This is a genomic window from Micromonospora sp. NBC_00330 (assembly GCF_036136635.1).
Taxonomy (GTDB): domain Bacteria; phylum Actinomycetota; class Actinomycetes; order Mycobacteriales; family Micromonosporaceae; genus Micromonospora; species Micromonospora salmantinae.
This window is the reverse complement of the sequence record NZ_CP108012.1, coordinates 6695384-6716417: the sequence shown is the minus strand read 5'-3', so window position 1 is coordinate 6716417 and position 21034 is coordinate 6695384. Positions and strand designations below refer to the sequence as shown.

Annotated in this window: 18 protein-coding genes and 1 pseudogene; 3 read left to right on the top strand and 16 right to left on the bottom strand. The window is 69.9% G+C overall.

Annotated elements, in window-relative coordinates; translation table 11 throughout:
- Window positions 1-179: 179 nt before the first annotated feature.
- Both OG598_RS30680 and OG598_RS30675 read left to right on the top strand, forming a co-directional pair.
- A complete protein-coding gene (locus tag OG598_RS30680) occupies window positions 180-6011 on the top strand; it encodes a ThuA domain-containing protein (RefSeq protein ID WP_328652117.1) in 5832 nt (1943 codons plus the stop codon).
- A gap of 65 nt (window positions 6012-6076) precedes the next feature.
- On the top strand, window positions 6077-6655 hold the full coding sequence (locus tag OG598_RS30675; protein WP_328652116.1) for a hypothetical protein: 579 nt from the start codon (window positions 6077-6079) through the stop codon (window positions 6653-6655).
- A 237-nt stretch (window positions 6656-6892) separates the two neighbouring features.
- Here the strand turns inward: OG598_RS30675 and OG598_RS30670 are convergent, their stop codons facing one another.
- The 4 genes from OG598_RS30670 to OG598_RS30655 are packed head-to-tail and all read right to left on the bottom strand — an operon-like array spanning window position 6893 to window position 11016.
- Entirely contained in the window at window positions 6893-7855 is a 963-nt protein-coding gene (locus OG598_RS30670; protein ID WP_328652115.1) for an aldo/keto reductase, read from the bottom strand.
- 37 nt (window positions 7856-7892) lie between these two features.
- The gene (locus OG598_RS30665) at window positions 7893-8693 is read right to left on the bottom strand and encodes a nucleotidyltransferase domain-containing protein (protein WP_328652114.1); all 801 of its coding nucleotides are present in this window, start codon (window positions 8691-8693) and stop codon (window positions 7893-7895) included.
- Window positions 8690-10369, bottom strand: coding sequence for an ABC-F family ATP-binding cassette domain-containing protein (locus tag OG598_RS30660; protein WP_328652113.1), 1680 nt, complete (start codon window positions 10367-10369; stop codon window positions 8690-8692). The genes OG598_RS30665 and OG598_RS30660 overlap by 4 nt, the downstream gene beginning before the upstream one ends.
- Before the next feature lie 41 nt (window positions 10370-10410).
- Window positions 10411-11016, bottom strand: coding sequence for a class I SAM-dependent methyltransferase (locus tag OG598_RS30655; RefSeq protein ID WP_328652112.1), 606 nt, complete (start codon window positions 11014-11016; stop codon window positions 10411-10413).
- 102 nt (window positions 11017-11118) lie between these two features.
- Between OG598_RS30655 and OG598_RS30650 the strand changes: the two genes are divergently transcribed.
- Window positions 11119-12228 carry a hypothetical protein gene (locus tag OG598_RS30650; protein WP_328652111.1) on the top strand — a complete coding sequence of 370 codons (1110 nt, stop codon included), beginning with the start codon at window positions 11119-11121 and terminating at the stop codon, window positions 12226-12228.
- Between the two features lie 12 nt (window positions 12229-12240).
- Here OG598_RS30650 and truA read toward each other — a convergent pair whose 3' ends face one another.
- From truA to secY, 12 genes and pseudogenes are all read right to left on the bottom strand, one after another.
- Window positions 12241-13071: a tRNA pseudouridine(38-40) synthase TruA gene (truA, locus tag OG598_RS30645; RefSeq protein ID WP_328652110.1), complete on the bottom strand. Its 831-nt coding sequence runs from the start codon at window positions 13069-13071 to the stop codon at window positions 12241-12243.
- A 67-nt stretch (window positions 13072-13138) separates the two neighbouring features.
- Window positions 13139-13696, bottom strand: coding sequence for a 50S ribosomal protein L17 (rplQ, locus tag OG598_RS30640; protein ID WP_053653920.1), 558 nt, complete (start codon window positions 13694-13696; stop codon window positions 13139-13141).
- Between the two features lie 34 nt (window positions 13697-13730).
- A complete protein-coding gene (locus tag OG598_RS30635; RefSeq protein WP_007465227.1) occupies window positions 13731-14753 on the bottom strand; it encodes a DNA-directed RNA polymerase subunit alpha in 1023 nt (340 codons plus the stop codon).
- Window positions 14754-14851: 98 nt separating this feature from the next.
- Window positions 14852-15478: a 30S ribosomal protein S4 gene (rpsD, locus tag OG598_RS30630; protein ID WP_030489600.1), complete on the bottom strand. Its 627-nt coding sequence runs from the start codon at window positions 15476-15478 to the stop codon at window positions 14852-14854.
- A gap of 13 nt (window positions 15479-15491) precedes the next feature.
- Window positions 15492-15899, bottom strand: a complete 408-nt coding sequence (gene rpsK, locus OG598_RS30625; RefSeq protein WP_030329919.1) for a 30S ribosomal protein S11 — start codon at window positions 15897-15899, stop codon at window positions 15492-15494.
- A gap of 87 nt (window positions 15900-15986) precedes the next feature.
- The gene (gene rpsM, locus OG598_RS30620) at window positions 15987-16367 is read right to left on the bottom strand and encodes a 30S ribosomal protein S13 (RefSeq protein WP_030329917.1); all 381 of its coding nucleotides are present in this window, start codon (window positions 16365-16367) and stop codon (window positions 15987-15989) included.
- A 266-nt stretch (window positions 16368-16633) separates the two neighbouring features.
- Window positions 16634-16747, bottom strand: a complete 114-nt coding sequence (gene rpmJ / locus OG598_RS30615; protein ID WP_088952025.1) for a 50S ribosomal protein L36 — start codon at window positions 16745-16747, stop codon at window positions 16634-16636.
- 91 nt (window positions 16748-16838) lie between these two features.
- The gene (infA, locus tag OG598_RS30610) at window positions 16839-17060 is read right to left on the bottom strand and encodes a translation initiation factor IF-1 (protein WP_007073013.1); all 222 of its coding nucleotides are present in this window, start codon (window positions 17058-17060) and stop codon (window positions 16839-16841) included.
- Between the two features lie 293 nt (window positions 17061-17353).
- Window positions 17354-17931, bottom strand: a pseudogene (locus OG598_RS33595) (DUF1707 SHOCT-like domain-containing protein).
- Between the two features lie 154 nt (window positions 17932-18085).
- On the bottom strand, window positions 18086-18937 hold the full coding sequence (map, locus tag OG598_RS30595; protein WP_328652109.1) for a type I methionyl aminopeptidase: 852 nt from the start codon (window positions 18935-18937) through the stop codon (window positions 18086-18088).
- An 87-nt stretch (window positions 18938-19024) separates the two neighbouring features.
- Window positions 19025-19678, bottom strand: a complete 654-nt coding sequence (locus OG598_RS30590; protein ID WP_088950228.1) for an adenylate kinase — start codon at window positions 19676-19678, stop codon at window positions 19025-19027.
- Entirely contained in the window at window positions 19679-21007 is a 1329-nt protein-coding gene (secY, locus tag OG598_RS30585; protein ID WP_210820364.1) for a preprotein translocase subunit SecY, read from the bottom strand.
- Between the last annotated feature and the right edge of the window lie 27 nt (window positions 21008-21034).

Below are 21034 nucleotides of genomic sequence, written 5' to 3'. Positions count from 1 at the left end.
TGCAGAACCGTTACCCGTCCGCATCTTGCCCGACATCGAGCCAGCCGAATTAATTTGTTCAGCGATTCGACAAAATGTCGGTGGAGGCACCTTGGCAGGGTGTGACCACCGGCTCCATCAGGGACGGCCTTCGGCGAGCCGACTCCCGCGATCTCTGTCACTACGACACAGGAGGCGGCGTGTCCCGTTCTCGTCGTGCCCGTTTACCCATCACCGCAACCCTGATCTCCCTGGCCATGGCCTCGACCACCCTGTTCGGCGCGCCCGCCCAGGCGGCCGCCCAGGTCCCCCCACGGGATGCGAAAGCCGCAGCCCCGGTCAGCCAGGTGGCGCCGAAGGCGCCAAAGGCCGCAGCCGATCCCTTCTCCGTCCTCGTCTTCTCCAAGACCGCCGGCTTCCGGCACGACTCCATCCCCACCGGCATCGCCGCCATCCAGCAGCTCGGCGTGGCCAACGGATTCACCGTTGACAACTCCGAGGACGGCGCCGCATTCAACGACGCCAACCTGGCGAAGTACAAGGCGGTGATCTGGCTCTCCACCACCGGTGACGTGCTCAACGCCGACCAGCAGGCGGCGTTCGAGCGCTACGTGAAGGCCGGCGGCGGTTACGTCGGCATCCACGCCGCGTCGGACACCGAGTACAGCTGGGCCTGGTACGGCGACCTGGTCGGCGCGTACTTCGCCAACCACCCGCAGAACCAGCAGGCCACCGTCAAGGTGGAGGACCACGCCCACCCGTCCACTGCCGGTCTGCCGGACCGCTGGTCCCGGTTCGACGAGTGGTACAACTACCAGACCAACCCCCGACCGGACGTCCACGTGCTGGCCAGCCTGGACGAGAAGAGCTACACCCCCGGCGCCGGTGCGATGGGCGCGGACCACCCGGTCGCCTGGTGTCAGGACTACGACGGTGGCCGCTCCTGGTACACGGGCCTGGGGCACACCCGGGAGTCGTACGCCGAGCCCGAGTTCCTCTCCCACCTGCTCGGCGGCATCCGCACCGCGGCAGGTGTCGAGAACGCCGACTGCGGCGCCTCGAAGACCTCGAACTTCGAGAAGGTCACGCTGGACAGCAACACCAGCAACCCGATGGAGTTGGACATCGCCCCCGACGGGCGGGTGTTCTACATCGAGCGCGACGGTCGCGTGCAGATCGTGAAGCCGGACACCGGCAACACCGTCACCGCCGTCGACCTGGACGTCTTCACCGGCAACGAGGACGGTCTCATCGGCATCCGGCTCGACCCGGACTTCGCCACAAACAACTGGGTGTACCTGTACTACGCCCCGAACGACGGGGTCACCCGCAACCTGCTGTCCCGTTTCACGGTCACCGGCGACACCATCAACCTCGCCAGCGAGAAGCAGGTGCTGCGGGTCGACACCCAACGCAACACCTGCTGCCACGCCGGCGGCAGCATGACCTTCGACGGCGACGGCAACCTCTACCTGGCCACCGGTGACAACACCAACCCGTTCGAGTCGAACTCGTACTCGCCGCTCGACGAGCGGGCGGGCCGCCAGGACTACGACGCGCAGCGCACCTCCGCGAACACGAACGACCTGCGCGGCAAGGTGATCCGGATCCACCCGGAGGACGACGGGACGTACACCGTTCCGTCGGGCAACCTCTTCGCTCCGGGCACCGAGAAGACCCGTCCCGAGATCTACGCGATGGGCTTCCGTAACCCGTTCCGGATCGGCACCGACCCGAAGACCAACACGCTGTACGTCGGCGACTACGGGCCGGACGCCAACACGGACAACCCGAACCGGGGCCCCCGCGGCCTGGTCGAGTGGAACATCGTCACGCCGGGCAACTACGGCTGGCCGTACTGCACGGGCACGAACGAGGCGTACAACGACTACACGTTCCCGTCCGGCCCGAGCGGCGCGAAGTTCGACTGCGCGGCGCCGGTGAACAACTCGCCCAACAACACCGGCCTGACCAACCTCCCGCCGGTGGTCCCGGCGACAGTCGACTACGGGTACGCCGGTGACGCGCGTTACCCGGAGATCGGTGGCGGCGGCGCCCCGATGGGCGGCCCGGTCTACCGCTACGACGCCGACCTCAACTCGAACCGCAAGTGGCCGGCGTACTACGACGGCAAGGCTCTGCTCGGCGAGTGGAACCAGAACAAGATGTACACCCTGCAGGTGACCGCCGACGGCAAGTCGTTGGTGGACATCAACCAGCTGCTCACCGGCATGAGCATGATCCGGCCGATGGACTTCGAGTTCGGCCCGGACGGGGCGCTGTACCTGATCGAGTGGGGCAGCGGCTTCGGCGGCAACAACGACAACTCGGGCGTCTACCGGATCGACTACACCGCCGGTGACCGCGCCCCGATCGCGGCGGCGTCCGCCAACCCGACCTCGGGTCCGGCGCCGTTGACTGTCACCTTCTCCAGCGCCGGCTCCCGGGACCCGGACGGTGGCACGCTCACCTACGCCTGGACGTTCGGCGACGGGCAGACCTCGACCGAGGCCAACCCGACCCACACGTACGCGACGGCGGGCAACTTCACCGCCCAGCTCACCGTCACCAACCCCAAGGGTCGTACGGCGGTGGCCAACGTGCCGGTCACCGTGGGCAACACCGCCCCGACGGTCGCCATCGAGTTCCCGCCGGACGGCGGGTTCTTCAACTGGGGCGACCAGGTCCGGTACACCATCAAGGTGACCGACCCCGAGGACGGGGAGATCGACTGCGACCGGGTGGGGCTGCAGGTGCTGCTCGGTCACGACGAGCACGCCCACCCGCTGGAGCAGCACACCGGCTGCACCGGCACCGTCCAGACGTCGCTCGCCTCCGGGCACGGCGCCGAGGCGAACGTCTTCGCGGTCTTCGAGGCCACCTACACCGACGAGGGCGGTGCCGGCGGTGCCGGCGCCCTGACCGGCCGGCAGATCGAGGTCCTTCAGCCGAAGCAGAAGCAGGCCGAGTACTTCACCGCCACCGGGCGTGCCCCGGTGAGCACCGGCGGCGGAGACGCCGGCGTGCAGCGGGAGGCCGGCGCCGACACCGCCGGTGGCGGCCAGAGCATCGCGTTCATCGAGGACGGTGACTGGTGGTCGGTCGCCCCGGCGAACCTGACCAACATCACCGAGATCCGGTTCCGGGCCGCCTCCGCCGCCGCTGGCGGTCGGATCGAGGTCCACGCCGGTGCGGTTGACGGACCGGTGGTCGCCACGGCCGTCGTACCGTCGACCGGCGCGTGGCAGACGTACACGGACGTGAGCGCACCGGTCACCGGTGCCGCGAGCGGCTCGCTGTACTTCGTGGCGCGCGATCCGAACGGCGGAACGGGTTCGCTGTTCAACGTCAACTGGATGGACTTCGTCGGCCGCGGTGTCACCGAGAACGGGCCGCCAGCAGTCAGTGCCACTGCCACCCCGGCCACCGGCACCGCACCGGTCACCGTCGCCTTCGACGGCACGGCCACCGACGCCGAGGGCGACACCCCGTTGACGTACGCCTGGGACTTCGGTGACGGAGGCTCGGCGACCACACTGGACGCCAGCCACACCTACACCAGCCCGGGCACCTTCACGGCCACCCTCACGGTGACCGACAGCAAGGGCGCCAAGTCGTACGCCACGGTGCCGGTGCGGGTCGACGCGCCGGACACGTCCTGCTTCGGGGCGCGTTCGGACGACTTCAACGGCAACAGCCTCGACAAGGAGCGCTGGACCAGCGTCGTCCGGGAGAACCAGCTCTACTCGCAGAGTGGCGGTGCGCTGCGGCTGCCCACCGGCGTGGGTGACCTCTACGGCGCTCGCAACGACGCCACCAACCTGGTGCTCCAGGCGGCCCCGACCGGCGCATGGGAGATGACCACCAAGGTCACCCTGCCGGTGACTGCCAACTACCAGCAGGCCGGCCTGCTGGTGTACGGCGACGACGACAACTACGCCAAGGTGGACCTGCTGTACAACGGCAGCCGTCGGGTGGAGTTCATCAGGGAGACGGCGGCCACGCCTCGCAACGAGGCCGCCGACGCCACCAACGCACCGGCGGGTGACACCGTGTACCTGCGGATCACCAGCGACGGGACGAACCTGACCGCGTCCGCCTCGGGCGACGGGCAGACCTTCACCCCGGTCGGCCGTTCGGCAGCGCTCGCCGGCATCACCAACCCGCGGATCGGGGTCTTCGCGCTCAACGGAGGCACCGAGGCGCCGGTTGTCGACGCCGCGTTCGACTCGTTCCAGGTCACGCCGGACGCTCCGGCCGGCCCGGTCGACCCGTCGGACGAGTTCACCGGCAGCACGCTCGACAAGTGCCGGTGGGACGCCGTGACGCGGGAGGACCCGAGCGGTTACCGGGTCACCGATGGTGCGCTGCGGATCGACGTGCCCAACGGTGACATCTACGGCACCGACAACACCGGGCCGAAGAACTTCATCCTCCAGACCGCGCCGTCCGGCGACTGGACCCTGGAGACGAAGGTCGACGGCAGCCTGCTGAACGAGCAGTACCAGCAGGCCGGTCTGCTGGTGCAGGCGGACGACGACAACTACCTGAAGCTCGACTTCATCGCGGACAACCAGGCCGGCCAGGCGGTGACGCGGCGGATCGAGTTCCGCAGCGAGATCGCCGGGGTGGTCCAGAACCCGCAGCCCGAGGCGGGCAACCTGACCTCGGCGGTGTGGCACCTGCGGCTGGCCCGCACGGGCGACACGTTCACCGCGTCGTACTCGGCCGACGGAACGACCTGGACCGCGTTGACGGCGCTGACCAACAGCGCGGTCGGGGCAACCCCGAAGGTCGGGCTGTTCACCCTCGGCGCCAACCAGACGGCGTCGAAGACTGCCTCGTTCGACTACTTCCGGCTCAGCACGAAGGTGGCCGACGAGACGGCGCCGGTGACCACTTCGGCGGTTTCCGGCACCCCGACCGACGGGTGGCACACCGGGCCGGTGACGATCACGCTCACCGGTGCCGACGAGGCCGGCGGTAGCGGACTCGCCGGTACGGAGTACCAGCTGGACGGGGCCACCACCTGGACGGCGTACACCGCTCCGGTGGCGGTCAGCGGGGACGGCGAGCACGAGCTCCGGTTCCGCTCGACGGACAAGGCCGGCAACGTGGAGGCGACCAAGACCGTCTCGGTCAAGATCGACGCCACCGCGCCGGTGACCTCGGCGACGTTCGCTCCGGCGAACGACGCCGGTTGGCACAACGGGACGATCCCGGTCGTGCTGGCCGCCACCGACGCCGGTTCCGGCGTCAAGACGGTGGAGTGGTCGCTGGACGGTGGCGCGTGGGCGCCGTACTCGACGCCGATCGAGGTCACCGGTGACGGGCAGCACGAGCTGCTGTTCCGCTCGGCGGACAAGGCGGGCAACGTCGAGACGCTGAAGTCGGCGGTGCTGCGCATCGACGGCACCAAGCCGACGCTGCTGGTGTCCGGGCTGGCCGACGGCCAGCTCTACGGCGACAGCCAGGACGTCCGGGTGGCCTGGCAGGCCGTTGACCCGACCTCGGGCATCGCGAGCGTGGTCGGTCAGCTCGACGGCCAGGCGTACACCAGTGGCACTCTGCAGGCCATGTACGACCTGTCGCTCGGCCTGCACGAGCTGACCGTGACCGCTACCGACAAGGCGGGCAACAAGACCACCTCGACGGTCCGGTTCTTCGTCACCACCTCGTTCCGGGACATGCAGAGTCTGCTGGACCGGTTCAAGGCGACGGGGCGGCTCTCGACCAAGGCGCACAAGCAGCTGTCGAACAAGCTCGACGCTGTTCGCGCGTCCGAGGCGGCCGGCGACGACAAGGCTGCCGTCCGGCAGCTGACCGCGTTCCGGACGCTCGCCAGCGACGCCACGCTGGTGCCCGAGGCGGAGGTCCGGGACGTCCTGATCCGGGACGCCGACGCCATGATCGTTCGGCTCGGCGGCGCGGCCAGCAAGGCCGGGGTCAAGGCGAACGACGGCGACTCGGTAAAGGGCACCGGGCGGCTCGGTGGCGATGCCACCCGGCTGGCACCCGGTCGTCAGCTCTGATCCGACGAGGCCCCTCCCCGGCGCTGCGGCGTCGGGGAGGGGCCTCCCTCATCGGTAGGGAGGAGATGTCCGTGACGGGTATCCGCAAGGTGCTGGCCGCCGTGTTCGTCGGACTGGCAGTGACCCTGTCCGCCGCCGCCCCGGCGGCGGCGCAGGCCGCTCAGGCCGCCCCGGCGGCGCGGGCTGCTCAGGCCGCCCCGGCGGCACAGGCCGACAAGCTCAAACTCACCGTGGCCGGCGACGGGGCTCAGGGCGTCACCATCCAGGCCACCTACGCCGATGGTCGCCGGCTGGAGCAGGTGGTGCGGTTGGTCCTCACCGCCACCGGCCCGGACGGGCAGCGGGTCGGGCCGGTGCAGCTCGAACCGCAGCCCGAGGGGCAGGGTTTCTACAGCAGCGGCCCGGTGCTCTCCACCGGCACGTGGAAGGTGTCGGTGAGCTCCCCCGCTCCACTTCAGAGCAAGGCCACCGCCACGGTGCAGGCGAAGGCGGCGCAGTCGCCGCCGGCGCCCAAGCCGGTCGCGGTGACCGAGCCGGCGGACGGCGGCGGAGCGGACTGGTGGCCGTTCGCGGCGGCCGGTCTCGTGCTCGTGGCCGCCGCCATGGGCGTGGCCATGCTGTTCGGCCGCCGCCGCACCAGCTAGACCGACCGACGCACCAGCTGATAGACCGGCGCTCCGGCGCCCATGCACAGGACCGGGCCGGGCCGCGACGAGCGGCCCGGCCCGGTGTCGTTCGATCGGCTGGTGATCGACTCGGCATCCTTGAAGTCGGGGCTTCCCGGACCGCAGGTCACCCCGACTTCAAGGAACGCGAGTGGATCATGGTGGCGCACGACGCAGCGCGCGCCCCGCGCGCGCCCCGCGCACGCCTCGGCGCGCTCAGAGGACGGCGCGCAGCGCCGCCAGATCGTCGTCGCTGGGCTCCCAGACGCCGGCGGCAGCGTTGGCCCGCACCTGTTCGGGCGTGGTGGCACCGGCGATCACCGAGGTCACCGCCGACTGGGCGGCCAGCCCGCCGATCGCCACCTGGAGCATCGTCAGACCCCGCTCGGCCGCGTACGCCTCGATCGCCTCGATGGTGTCCCAGTCGGCTGCGGCGAGCCGCTCCGCGTACCGGCCACCGCCGGAGAGCCGGCTGCCGGCCGGCGGCTGAGCCTCGCGCTTGTACTTGCCGGTGAGCAGACCGTTGGCGAGCGGGAAGAACGGCAGCATGCCGAGGCCGAACCGCTCACACGCCGGGATCACCTCGGCCTCCACCGAGCGCTCCACCAGGCTGTAGTGGTTCTGCGCGCTGATGAAGCGGGACCGACCGTTGGACGAGGCGACCCAGTCCGCGTCGGCGATCTGCCAGCCGGCGAAGTTCGAGTTGCCCAGGTAGCGGACCTTGCCGTCGCGGACCAGGTCGTCCAGCGCGGCGAGGGTCTCGTCGATCGGGGTGCCCGGGTCGGGCTCGTGCATCTGGTACAGGTCGATGTGGTCGGTGCCGAGCCGGCGCAGCGACGCCTCCACAGCGCGGGCGATGTAGCGCCGCGCACCACGCGCGCCGTAGTCCGGCCCGTTGAGGCCGTTCATGTCCATGCCGAACTTGGTGGCCACCACCACGTCGTCCCGGCGGCCCTTGAGCGCCTGGCCGAGCAGCTCCTCGGAGCTGCCCTGCGGCTCGCCGTAGATGTCGGCGGTGTCGAACAGGGTGATCCCGGCGTCCAGCGCGGCGTCCACCACCGCCCGGGTGCCGTCGAGGTCGAGCTTGCGGCCGAAGTTGTTGCAGCCGATGCCGACCACGGACACCACGAGCCCGGAGTCGCCCAGCCGGCGATAGGTCATGTCAGTCACGAGATCCACCCTATGCCCGCTCGGTGCGGGCCACCTCGGCGGCGGCTCAGCCGACCACCTCGGTGACCAGCTCACGGGCGGCGTTGAGGGTCGCGGCCAACTCGGCCGGGCTGCGGCCGACGCCACCGAGCAGTGCCTGCGCCCGCTGCGCGAAGTCCGGCGGGGAACCGGGCAGCCGCCCTGCGGCGGCGATCATCCCCTTCTCGTTGACCAACCACCGGCCCGCCCGGGCGTGCAACACCTGGGCGAGCACCCCGATCGTCCGGAACAGGCAGCCGGCGACGTACCCGCTGTCTCCGCCGACGGCGGCCTTGGCCGCGCCGGTGAGCAGAAAACCGGCCTCCCAGCCGCCGGCCACCAGCGCGTCGGCCAGCGCGGGCGGATAGTCCCGGGTCTGCTCCTTCAGCCGGGTCAGCTGGCCGGTCGGATCCGCCAGCACCTGGCACAGCGCCACTTCGCCGACGTAGGCGGACGAGTAGAAACCGAGTGGGTGCCCGGCCTGCACGCCGACCTCGTACCGGCCGACCTGGCAGTCCGCCCAGGCGCGGTGCACCCGGTCGAGATCCCGGTAGATCCAGTCCACGGCGACCCCGCCGATTCGCAGCCAACCACCACCGTCGACCCAGGGCCCCCAACCACCCGGGGCGGTGAGCACCACTTCGGGGTCATCGGCGACCGTCGCGGCTACCGCCCGCAACGCCGGCAGGTCCAGCCCACCCTTGTAGTACAGGCCCAGGTCCCAGTCGGAGTCGGGGCGGTGCTCGCCGCGAGCCCGGCTGCCACCGAGCGCCACGGCGACCACCCCCTCGACGGCGCACAGGCGGTCGGGCAGGTCGGTGGGGATCACCCGACGTCCCAGACCGGTTCCGGGGTCTCCACCACCTCGCTGTCGCCTCGGAACAGCACGAACCGGTCGAACGAGCGGGTGAACCAACGGTCGTGGGTGACCGCGATCACCGTCCCCTCGAAAGCGTTCAGGCCCGCTTCGAGCGCTTCGGCGCTGGCCAGGTCGAGGTTGTCGGTGGGCTCGTCGAGCAGCAGCAGGGTCGCCCCGGACAGCTCCAACAGCAGCACCAGGAACCGGGCCTGCTGCCCGCCGGAGAGCGTGCCGAAGCGCTGGTCGCCCTGCGCGGCCAGCTCGTAGCGACTGAGCACACCCATTGCCGCGTGCCGGTCCATCCCGGTGCGGTGCTCGTCGCCCCGCCAGAGGATCTCGACAAGCGTCTTCGACATCAGCTCCGGCCGGTCGTGGGTCTGGGAGAAGTGCCCGGGACGGACCCGGGCACCGAGGCGGGCCGTACCCTCGTGCGTCACCGGAGCGAGCGCGCCAGCGCCGTCGACCGGCCCGTTCGCCGGGTCCGGGTCGGTGCCGCCGCGGGCCAACAGCCGCAGGAAGTGCGACTTGCCGGTGCCGTTGGCACCGAGCACCGCCACCCGGTCGCCGTACCAGATCTCCAGGTCGAAGGGGAATGTCAGGCCGTCGAGCTCGAGCTGCTCGCAGACGACGGCTCGCTTGCCGGTCCGCCCGCCGCTGAGCCGCATCCGGATGTCCTGGTCCTTCGGCGGTACGGGCGGCGGCCCGGCCTCCTCGAACTTGCGCAACCGGGTCTGCGCGGCCTGGTAACGCGAGGCCAACCCGTCGTTGTACGCGGCCTTCTGCTTGTACATCAGCATCAGCTCGCGCAGCTTCTGGTGCTCCTCGTCCCAGCGCCGACGCAGCTCGTCGAGGCGGGCGTGTCGAGCCACCCGAGCCTCGTGCCAGCTGGCGAAGCCGCCCGGGTGCACCCAGGCACTACCACCCTCGACGGCGACCACCCGGTCGGCGCTCTGGGCCAGCAGCTCGCGGTCGTGCGAGACGTAGAGCACCGACTTCGCCGACTCGCGCAGTCGCGCCTCCAGCCAGCGCTTGCCGGGCACGTCGAGGAAGTTGTCCGGTTCGTCGAGCAGCAGCACCTCGTCCGGGCCGCGCAGCAGCAACTCCAGGGCGAAGCGCTTCTGCTGGCCGCCGGAGAGGGTACGCACCGGACGGTCCCGTACGGCGTCCCACGGCTTGCCGAGCACGATGGTCGCGACGGTGTCGAAGAGCACCTCGGCGTCGTACCCGCCGGCCTCGCCCCAGGCGCCGAGCGCATCGGCGTACGCCAGTTGGGCCTTGCCCGCTGCGTTGCTGAACTTGCCGTGGGCCTCGGCCGCCCGCATGGCCGCCTCGGTCTCGCCGAGCCGCCGGCCGGCGTCGCGAAGCGCCGGCGGAGCCAGCGACAACGCCAGGTCGGCGAGGGTCGACTCGTCACCGATCATGCCGATGAACTGGCGCATCACACCCAGCCCGCCGGCCTTTGCGACGACGCCGCTGCGTACCGGCAGGTCGCCGGCGACCATCCTCAGCAGCGTCGTCTTTCCCGCGCCGTTCGGCCCGACCAGGGCGACCTTGCTGCCCTCACCGACCCGGAACGACACGTCGGCGAAGAGTTCCCGACCGTCGGGCAGGATGTGCCCGACCGCTGCCACGTCCACGTATCCCACGCCGGGATCCTGCCCCAACGAGGGTCGGGGGGTACATCCAATTACCGGGTGACGCGCAGCACCCGGAAGCCCTTTTGGCTGGCGTACCGCTCGACCTGCCAGCCCTGCTCGGTGAGCCAGCGTTGCAGCGAGTCGCCGCCGAGGTGGCGGGCGACGACCAACCAGCCGACGCCGTCCGGGGCGAGTCGGGGCAGCCAGCGCAGCAACAGGTCGTGCAGCCCGTCCTTGCCGATCCGGATGGGCGGGTTCGACCAGATCTGGGCGAAGTGGACGCCGTCCGGAACGTCGTCCGGCGCGCTGACCCGGACCCGGTCGGCGGCGCCGACCCGAGCCGCGTTGGCGGCGGTCAGCTCGCGGGCCCGGGCGTTGACGTCGACGGCCCAGATGGTGCTGGTGGGCGCGAGGTCGGCCAGCACGCAGCTGATCGGCCCGAACCCGCAGCCGAGGTCGAGCAGGTCGCCGGTGGTGTCGGCGGCGGGCAGCTCGGCCTTGCGCAGCAGTACCGCGGTGCCCGGGTCGAGCCGGCTGGCGGAGAAGACCCCGCCGGCCGAGGTGAGCCGGTAGTCGCGGTCGGCGACGGAGAACTCGACCTCGCGCGCCGGGGCGTCGCTGGTGGGCTGAGCGGTGAAGTAGTGGTCGCCGGTCACCCGGCAATTCTCGCACCGGTCCGGGGCGGACCTGACACGGCCCACACGCACATTTCCCCGATATTACCCCCTAAAGGGACAATGGCTCCTACTCTGGGCGACATGGTGTATCGGTACCAGTCCGATGAGGACGCTTTCGAGGAGTACCCGGAGCCCGGGTCCGACCTGTCGGTGCTCGGCGCCGGTCCGCCCCCGGCGGCCGGGCCCTCTCCGTCGCGCTTCCCCACGCCGTCGCTGCCCCGGCCGAACCAGCTCTCGCTGCCCTCGTCGCAACCGGCGCCGGCTCGTGCCGATGTGCCGCAGCCCGGGCCGGGCGCCCGCGCCGATGCGTCGCAGCCGCTGCCGACACGTGCCGACATCCCACCCGCCCCGCCACGCAGCCAGATCTACACCTCGGCGACGTCGGCGGAGCCGCCCGCCCGACGCGGCGGCGGCCGACTGTGGCAGGTACTGATCGGCGGCGCAGCCGTCCTGGTGCTGCTCGCCCTCTGCGGCCTCGGCGCCGCCGCGCTGCTCATCGACCGCGGCGAGCAGCCGCAGAGCAACCCGACGTACCAGCCGAACGCCGCCCCGACATCGGCGCCGGCGGAACGGCTGGCCCTCGACTCCCGGGACACCGACCAGGCGCCGCTCACCGCCAAGGAGCTCTTCCCCGGCAAGGAGCTGACGCTCACCGCCGGCCAGCCGAGCTACCAGGTACTCAAGACACAGTCCAGCGGCAGTTGCGCGGTCGCCGCCACCGACGAGGTCGCCGACCTGCTGGTCCGGCTCGGCTGCAACCAGGTCGTCCGGGCCACGCTGAGTACGCCCGACAACAGCCACCTGGTCACCGCCGGCCTGTTCAACCTCACCGACAAGGTCAGCGCGGAACGAGCCCGAGACCGGCTCCGGCAACTGCTCGACGACCGGCAGGGCCGTTTCCGTGGCCTCACCGCCGACGACGGCGACGGCACCGATGTCCTGGCCAACGCGCCGGCACGCGTCGGCTGGCAGGTCCGTGGCCACTACCTGGCGTACGCGCTGGTGGTCCGCAAGGACGGTGCGGCGGTCAAGGCGGGTGACGCGAAGGTCCGCGAGATCCTGTTCGACATGATCGAGCTGCACCTCAGCCGGGGCGTGCTGCAGAGCCGGGCCGACGGTGGCACCGCCGCGCAACCGACCGCGGCACCCACCGGCAGCAGCGCCAACCAGGGCGATCTGCCGGGCGAGTGACAGTACGGACGGTCAACCCTCGATCGGAACCCGCAACCGGCGGGTGAGGGTGGCGCGGTGGGCGTACTCGGCCGGATCTGCCGGGTAGCCGACGGCGACCAGGGTCAGCCCGCGTGCGGGGGCCACCGTCACCTCGCTGGACCGCTCCCGCTGGCTGAGCAGGGTTCCCGGCCACTCGACCGGGCGACGGCCGTCCCCGGCCACCAGCATGGCGCCCACCAGGCTTCGCACCATCGCCTGGCAGAACGCGTCGGCCTGCACCGTGGCGACCAGGATGCCGTCCGGGTCGCGACGCCAGTCCAGCCGCGTCACCTCGCGCAGCGTGGTCGCGTGCTCCTTGCGCCGGCAGTACGCGGCGAAGTCGTGCTCCCCCACCAGCCCGGTCGCGGCGGCGTTCAGCGCGGCCAGGTCCAACGGCTTCGGCCAGGCCAGCACCTCGTGGCGGCGCAACGGCTCGGCGCCGAAGGGCGCATCGGTGACCCGGTACTCGTAGCGCCGGAAGGTGGCCGAGAACCGGGCGTCGAAGTCGGCCGGCACCTCGGTCATCGCCCGTACCCGCACGTCGGTGGGGAGCAGCCGGGCCAGGCGACGCAGCAACCGTCCCTCGTGCTGCCGCCACACGTCCACGGGCAGGTCCACGTGGCACACCTGCCCGGTGGCGTGCACTCCCGCGTCGGTCCGCCCGGCCACCGTCAGCCCGGTGGCCGTACCGACGCCGAGGACCAGGTCCAGGGTCTCGACGAGCACCCCCGCGACGGTGCGCCTGGTCGGCTGGGCCGCCCAGCCGGAGAAGTCGGTGCCGTCGTACGAGACGTCCAGCCGCAGCCGGATCCGCTCGTCCACCTCGTACCTCCTGTTACGGGGCGGGCCCGACACCCCGATGGGGTGCCGGGCCCGACAATGCCCTTGATCAGGCCTTGTTCTCGGTGGCCTCGTCGCTGTCCTCGCGGGCGGCGTCGGTGTCACCGGACGCCGACACCGGCGCCTCGGAGTCCTGGTCGGCCGGAGCCGACTTCGGGGCCTCGTCGGCCGGGGCGAGCGCCTCGACCTTGTCCTGCTGCGCGGCCTTGCGGGCGGCGGTCTTCTTGTTCACCTTCGGCTCGGCGACCTGAAGCTCCTCCACCAGCTCGATGATGGCCATCGGCGCGTTGTCACCCTTGCGCGGACCGGTCTTCACGATCCGGGTGTAACCGCCGGGGCGGTTGGAGTACCGGGGCGCGATCTGGTCGAACAGGGCGTAGACCACGTCCTTGTCCTTGACGACACCCAGCACCCGACGCCGCGAGGCGAGGTCACCGCGCTTGGCCTTGGTGATGAGCTGCTCGGCCAGCGGGCGCAGCCGCCGGGCCTTCGTCTCGGTGGTCTGGATCTTCCCGTGCTGGAACAGCGCGGTCGCCAGGTTGGCCAGCATCAGCCGCTCGTGCGAGGGGCTGCCGCCGAGGCGGGGGCCCTTGGTGGGCGTGGGCATTTTTGGTGCTCCTCAGTTGTGGCGGCAGCGCGGACTAGAGCTGCTCGGTCTCGCGGTAGTCGTCGGTGTCGTAGTCGGCCTCGCCGAAGGTGTCCACGACGTGCGCCGGGTCGAAGTTCGGAGCCGAGTCCTTCAGCCCGAGACCCATCCCGGCGAGCTTCATCTTGACCTCGTCGATCGACTTCTGACCGAAGTTGCGAATGTCGAGGAGGTCGGCCTCGGTACGCCCGATGAGCTCACCAACGGAGTTGATGCCCTCGCGCTTGAGGCAGTTGTAGGAGCGGACGGTGAGGTCCAGCTCCTCGATCGGCAGAGCGAGGTCCGCCGCCAGCTGGGCGTCCTGCGGGGACGGCCCGATGTCGATGCCCTCGGCGGTCTCGTCCAGCTCCCGGGCGAGCCCGAACAGCTCCACCAGCGTCGAACCGGCGGAGGCCAGCGCGGTACGCGGACCCATCGACGGCTTGGTCTCGACGTCGATGATCAGCCGGTCGAAGTCGGTGCGCTGCTCGACACGGGTCGCCTCGACGCGGTAGGTCACCTTCAGCACCGGCGAGTAGATCGAGTCGACCGGGATCCGGCCGATCTCGGCGCCGGACTGCTTGTTCTGCGCCGCCGTCACGTAGCCCCGGCCCCGCTCGACGGTCAGCTCCATGTCGAGCCGGCCCTTGCCGTTCAGGGTGGCGAGCTTGAGGTCCGGGTTGTGCACCGAGACGCCGGCCGGGGGCTGGATGTCGCCCGCGGTCACGTCGCCCGGGCCCTGCTTGCGCAGGTACATGCTGACCGGCTCGTCGTGCTCGGAGCTGACGCACAGCTCCTTGATGTTCATGACGAGCTCGACCACGTCCTCCTTGACACCGGGGATCGTGGTGAACTCGTGCAGCACACCGTCGATCTTGATCGAGGTGACGGCCGCGCCCGGGATCGACGACAGCAGCGTACGCCGAAGCGAGTTACCCAGGGTGTAGCCGAAGCCCGGCTCCAGCGGCTCGATGGCGAACCGGGACCGGGTCTCGTTGATCGACTCCTCGGAGAGGGAGGGTCGCTGGCTGATGAGCATCTTTTCTCTTCTCTTCCGGGGCGCCCGCTATTTGACGCCCACGACACAAACTGTTCCGGTGGCCCGCCCCGAAGGGCGGGCCACCGAACGAGCTCGGACTACTTGGAGTAGAGCTCGACGATCAACTGTTCCTGGACCTGCGTGTCGATGACCTGCCGGGCCGGGAGGGAGTGCACGAGCACCTTCATCTGGCTCGGGATGGCCTCGAGCCACGCCGGAACCGTCTTCGAGCCGGCCTGAGCCTGCGCGACGATGAACGGGGTGAGCTCCTTGCTCTTGCCCCGAACCTCGATGATGTCGTGCTCCTTGACGCGGTACGACGGGATGTCGACCTTCTTGCCGTTCACCGTGAAGTGACCGTGCTTGACCAGCTGGCGGGCCATGTCCCGCGAGTGGGCGTAGCCGGCCCGGTAAACGACGTTGTCCAGCCGCGACTCGAGGATCTGCAGGAGGACCTCACCGGTCTTGGCCTGCTTGCCAACGGCTTCCTCGTAGTAACCGCGGAACTGCTTCTCCAGCACGCCGTAAACCCGACGGGCCTTCTGCTTCTCACGGAGCTGGAGCAGGTACTCCGTCTCCTTGGTGCGGCCGCGGCCGTGCTGCCCGGGCGGGAACGGCCGGGACTCGAACGGGCACTTCGGACCATCGCACTTGCTGCCCTTGAGGAACAGCTTCATCTTCTCCCGCCGGCAACGGCGGCAGTCTGCACCGGTGTAACGAGCCATCTCTCTCTACCTCTCAGACCCGGCGACGCTTCGGCGGACGGCATCCGTTGTGCGGCTGCGGGGTGACGTCGGCGATCTGCCCGACCTCGAGGCCCACGGCCTGCAGCGAACGGATGGCGGTTTCCCGGCCGGAGCCGGGGCCCTTGACGAACACGTCGACCTTGCGCATGCCGTGCTCCATGGCGCGACGCGCGGCAGCCTCGGCGGCCAGCTGCGCAGCGAACGGAGTCGACTTGCGGGAGCCCTTGAAGCCGACCTGGCCGGCGGAGGCCCAGGAGATGACCGCACCGGTCGGGTCCGTGATGGACACGATGGTGTTGTTGAACGTGCTCTTGATGTGCGCCTGCCCGTGGGCGACGTTCTTGCGTTCCTTGCGCCGGACCTTCTTTACAGCGGCTCCGGCACGAGCCTTCGGTGGCATAAGTCTGTGCGCTCCTAGTTGACTTTCCGGATTGGGTTGCGGCCTGACCCACCTCGGTGGCGGCCGGCCCCGTCATCCGGTCAAGAACTACTTCTTGCCGGGCTTCTTCTTGCCGGCGACGGTCCGCTTCGGGCCCTTGCGGGTCCGGGCGTTGGTCTTGGTCCGCTGGCCACGCACGGGCAGGCCCCGGCGGTGCCGGATGCCGGCGTAGCAGCCGATCTCAACCTTGCGGCGGATGTCAGCGGCGACCTCGCGGCGCAGGTCGCCTTCAACCTTGTAGTTGCCCTCGATGTGGTCGCGGAGCTGCACGAGCTCCTCGTCCGTGAGGTCCCGAGCGCGCTTGTCCGGCGAGATGCCGGTGGCGGCGAGTGTCTCCAGGGCGCGGGTGCGACCGACCCCGAAGATGTAGGTGAGCGCGATCTCCAACCGCTTTTCGCGGGGGAGATCCACGCCGACTAGACGTGCCATGTGCGGGCGTACTCCTCGTGATGTGTGGCGGAGGTGTGGACCCGTCCCACCCCGCTACCGGCCGTCCCGTCTTTCCGACGCGTTCAGCGCCGGCGACCGGGATCGGTCGCTGCCCAAGCGGGCCCCGGCCTCCGACCGGGGGTCAGCCACGCAGAGGTACGTCTGGCGTACCGCTCGCGGCTGGGACGAGCATGTGTGATGTGTGTGTCGCTGGGGATCCACCTGGACCAACGCCACCCGGCCGTACTCCGGCCGGACGGGCTGAGTCAGCCCTGGCGCTGCTTGTGGCGCGGGTCGCTGCAGATGACCATGACCCGGCCGTGCCGGCGGATAACCCGGCACTTCTGGCAGATCCTCTTGACGCTCGGCTTGACCTTCACGGTTGCCTTACTTCCCATCTGGCCCGGGGACGCGCTCTACGCGACATCGGACGTCGAAGACGGACACGGGACTTCCCGGCCGTCGTCAGGACTACTTGTAGCGGTAGACGATGCGCCCGCGGGTCAGGTCGTACGGCGAAAGTTCGACGACGACCCGGTCCTCCGGAAGGATGCGGATGTAGTGCTGCCGCATCTTGCCGCTGATGTGAGCCAACACCTTGTGGCCGTTCGCGAGCTCCACCCGGAACATGGCGTTCGGCAGGGGCTCGATGACCCGACCCTCGATCTCAATGGCTCCGTCTTTTTTCGGCATGTCCTCCGCTGTCCTGACGTCGATTGCTCCGGGCGGCCCACAACGTCTTACACGGAAATCTGATCAGAATCAGAAGCCCGCGCCAGCCGCGGCTCCAGCTCCCACCGAAGCGCAGGGTGGGCATGCCGGAGTGGACGCTGTGCGCCGATCTGAAAGTGTACGCCGGCCTGCAGTCCCCCGCCAAACCGACCACCCACCAACCCGCGCGTCGCCCCCACCGACCCCACCCCCAGCCCCGTTGATCATGAAGTTGTTGTCAGGACACGCCGGAGAAGGTGGCGATAACTTCATGATCATCGGGCGAGGTGGTGGGCCGGCCCGGGGACGTGGCGTGGTTCAGGAGATCGGGGGTTGGTCGCCCGGTTTGAGGGCGCGCTTTGCCTGCTTGCGCTCTCGGCGACGTTGGCGCTTGACCGCCTGACGCTGGGGCTCCTTCGCGGCCAGCCCGCTGACCGTGCGGACCACCAGCACCGCACCCCACGGCCCCGCCACCCAGGCCGGCCAGAAATAGAGCAGGTCCTGGCTGAGCGCCGACGTCACCGCCCAGATGGTCACCACGATGGCGATCACCCGCAGGTACGGGAACCACACCTCGGCCAACCAGCGGGCCGTGGGCGCCCCTGCTGGCGGCCGGATCGAGCTGGTCACCCAGCAGGCTCACCGTCGGCCCGGCAACCGGCGCCAGGCCCGACCGCTGCGCCGGCGTCACCGGCGGCAGGTCGGTGAGCAGGATCTCAAGGTCGGCGTACGTGCGTGCCGCGTAGGCCCGCTGCAACCGCTCGTCGTACTCGTGCAGATCCAGTCGGCCCTCGTCGAGGGCGACCCGCAACCGGTCGGCCACCGCCGTACGGTCCGAGTCCGCGGCTCGCATCCCGTCGCGCCCGTCCATGCCGGCAAGCATGCCACCGTCGCGCCAGTCCCGCCCTACCCCGAACATCTGTCGATCATGAAGTTGTTGCCAGCCTCACCGGCGTGTCAGCGCAACAACTTCATGATCAACCGGGTCGAGGTGGGCCGGGGCGGGGCTAGGGGGTCTTGCTGGCTGCGGGTTGGCGTGCCGTTACCAGGTCGCCCAGGCGGGCCCGGCCACCGTCGAACGCGGTGAGCACCCACACGCCGTCCGGCAGCAGCGCCATCGAGTGCTCGACGTGCGCGGCCACCGAGCCGTCCCGGGTGACGACCGTCCACCCGTCGGCCAACTCGGCGGTACGCGGGGACACCATGGTGATCATCGGCTCGATGGCCAGGGCCATCCCGGGGACCAGCCGCGGACCCTTGCCCGGCCGACCGTGGTTGAGCACGTGGGGGTCCTGGTGCATCTCGGTGCCGATGCCGTGCCCGCCGTAGCCGTCGACGATGCCGTACCGGCCGCCCTTGCGGACAGCGGTCTCCACGGCGTGCGAGATGTCCGTGAGGCGGCCCTTGCCGCTGGCCGCACCACGCGCTGCGGCGGCGATGCCGGCCCACATGGCGTCCTCGGCGACCTCGGCCATCTTCAGCAGCGCCGGGTCGACGTCACCGACCCCGACAGTGATCGCGGAGTCGCCGTGCCACCCGTCCAGCACCGCGCCGCAGTCGATGGAGATCAGGTCACCGGCCTGGAGCACCTGCTTCGGTGACGGGATGGCGTGCACGACCTGCTCGTTGACCGAGGAGCAGATCGACGCCGGAAAACCGTGGTAGCCCTTGAACGACGGAACGCCGCCCGCCTCGCGGATGGTCGCCTCGGCGATGGCGTCCAGATCGGCGGTGCTCACACCGGGGGCGACAGCCTCCCGCATCCGGCGCAGCGCCTCGGCCACCACCAGCCCGGCGGCCCGCATCTTCTCGATCTGGTCAGGGGTCTTCAGCTGGATGTCCAGCTGGGGACGACGCATGGAGCGGTTACCTTTCGTTGCCGAACAGCGGGGCACATAACGCGTACCCCGCTGTTCGCACTCTATCCGCCGTGGCCCGGCCGGACCTCAGCCGCCGTACGACCGCAACGCGTCGATGGCCCGGGTGGTGACGTCCTCCACCGGCCCGGTGGCGTCGATCCCGACCAGCTTGCCCTGAGCGCCGTAGTAGTCGACCAGGGGTGCGGTCTTCTCGCTGTACTCACGAAGCCGCGTGGCGATCGTCTCCGGCTTGTCGTCGTCGCGCTGGAACAGCTCGGCGCCGCATCGGTCACAAATGCCGGGCCGGGTGGTGGCGTCGAACTCGACGTGCCAGATCTTGCCGCAGCCCCGGCAGGTACGCCTGCCGGAGAGCCGCCGGATCACCTCGTCGTCGTCCACGACCAGCTCCAGGACCAGATCCAGGGCGGTGCCCAGATCGGCCAGGAGCTTGTCCAGAGCGGCCGCCTGCGGAGTCGTCCGCGGGAAGCCGTCGAGCAGGAAACCCTCGCTGGCATCGGGCTCGGCCAGCCGGTCCCGGACCATGTTGATGGTGACCTCGTCCGGAACCAGCTCGCCCGCATCCATGTAGCGCTTCGCCTCGACACCGAGCGGCGTGCCCTGGGTGACGTTCGACCGGAAGATGTCTCCGGTCGAAATCTTCGGCACCGAAAGGTGCGCGGCGATGAACTCGGCCTGCGTGCCCTTGCCCGCGCCCGGCGGGCCAACCAGAACGAGTCTCATCTACCGCAGGAACCCTTCGTAGTTCCGCTGCATGAGTTGGCTCTCGATCTGCTTCACGGTCTCCAGACCGACGCCGACCATGATGAGCACAGCGGTGCCGCCGAACGGGAAGTTCTGGTACTGCTGGTTGTCCAGCCAGATGAAGAAGAAGTTCGGCAGGATCGAGATGACGCCGAGGTAGAGCGCGCCCGGCAGGGTGATCCGGCTGAGGATGAAGTCCAGGTAGTCGGCGGTCGGCTTGCCCGGGCGGATACCCGGCACGAACCCGCCGTACTTCTTCATGTTGTCCGCGACCTCGGTCGGGTTGAACGTGATCGAGACGTAGAAGTACGTGAAGAAGATGATCAGCAGGAAGTAGACCGCGATGTAGATCGGGCTGCTCGGGTTGACCAGGTTGTTCTGGATCCACGACTGGGTCTTGCCCGGGTCGGTCTGGTCGAAGAACTGCAGCGCCAACTGCGGCAGGTAGAGCAGCGACGAGCCGAAGATGACCGGGATCACACCGGCCTGGTTGACCTTGAGCGGGATGTAGGTCGAGGTGCCGCCGTACATCCGTCGGCCGATCATCCGCTTGGCGTACTGCACCGGGATCCGGCGCTGCGCCTGCTCGATGAAGGTGACTGCCGTGATGACCACCAGGACCAGCGCGATGACCAGGGCGAACATGTCCCAGCCCTTGCTGGTCTTGATCTGCCAGCCCTCGCTGGGCAGCCGCGCCGCGATCGAGGTGAAGATCAGGACGGACATGCCGTTGCCGACGCCGCGGTCGGTGATCAGCTCACCGAGCCACATGACCATGCCGGTGCCGGCGGTCATCGTCATCACCAGGATGGCCAGGGTCAGCCAGTCCGGGATGCCGGTGCCGGTGGGGATGATCGGGAACTGGTCGCAGCGGTTCTGGAACAGCTGGCCCGAGCGGGCCAGGGCCACGAACGCCGAGGCCTGCAGCACACCGAGACCGAGCGTCAGGTAGCGGGTGTACTGGGTGATCTTCGCCTGACCGGCCTGGCCCTCCTTGCGGAGCTGCTCCAGGCGGGGGATCACGACGGTCAGCAGCTGCAGGATGATCGACGCGGTGATGTAGGGCATGATGCCCAGCGCGAAGACCGAGAGCTGTAGCAGCGCTCCGCCGGAGAAGAGGTTGAGAAGGTTCACCACCCCGGTGGTGTCACCCTGGATGGTGTCGAGGCACTTCTGCACGTTGCCGTACGAGACGCCCGGGCTGGGGAGCGTTGCACCCAGCCGGTAGACCGCGATGATGCCTACTGTGAACAGCAGCTTCTTGCGCAGGTCAGGCGTACGGAACGCACTGAGAAAGGCGGACAGCAACTTCTTCCTCCTGCGCGAGGCGGGCCG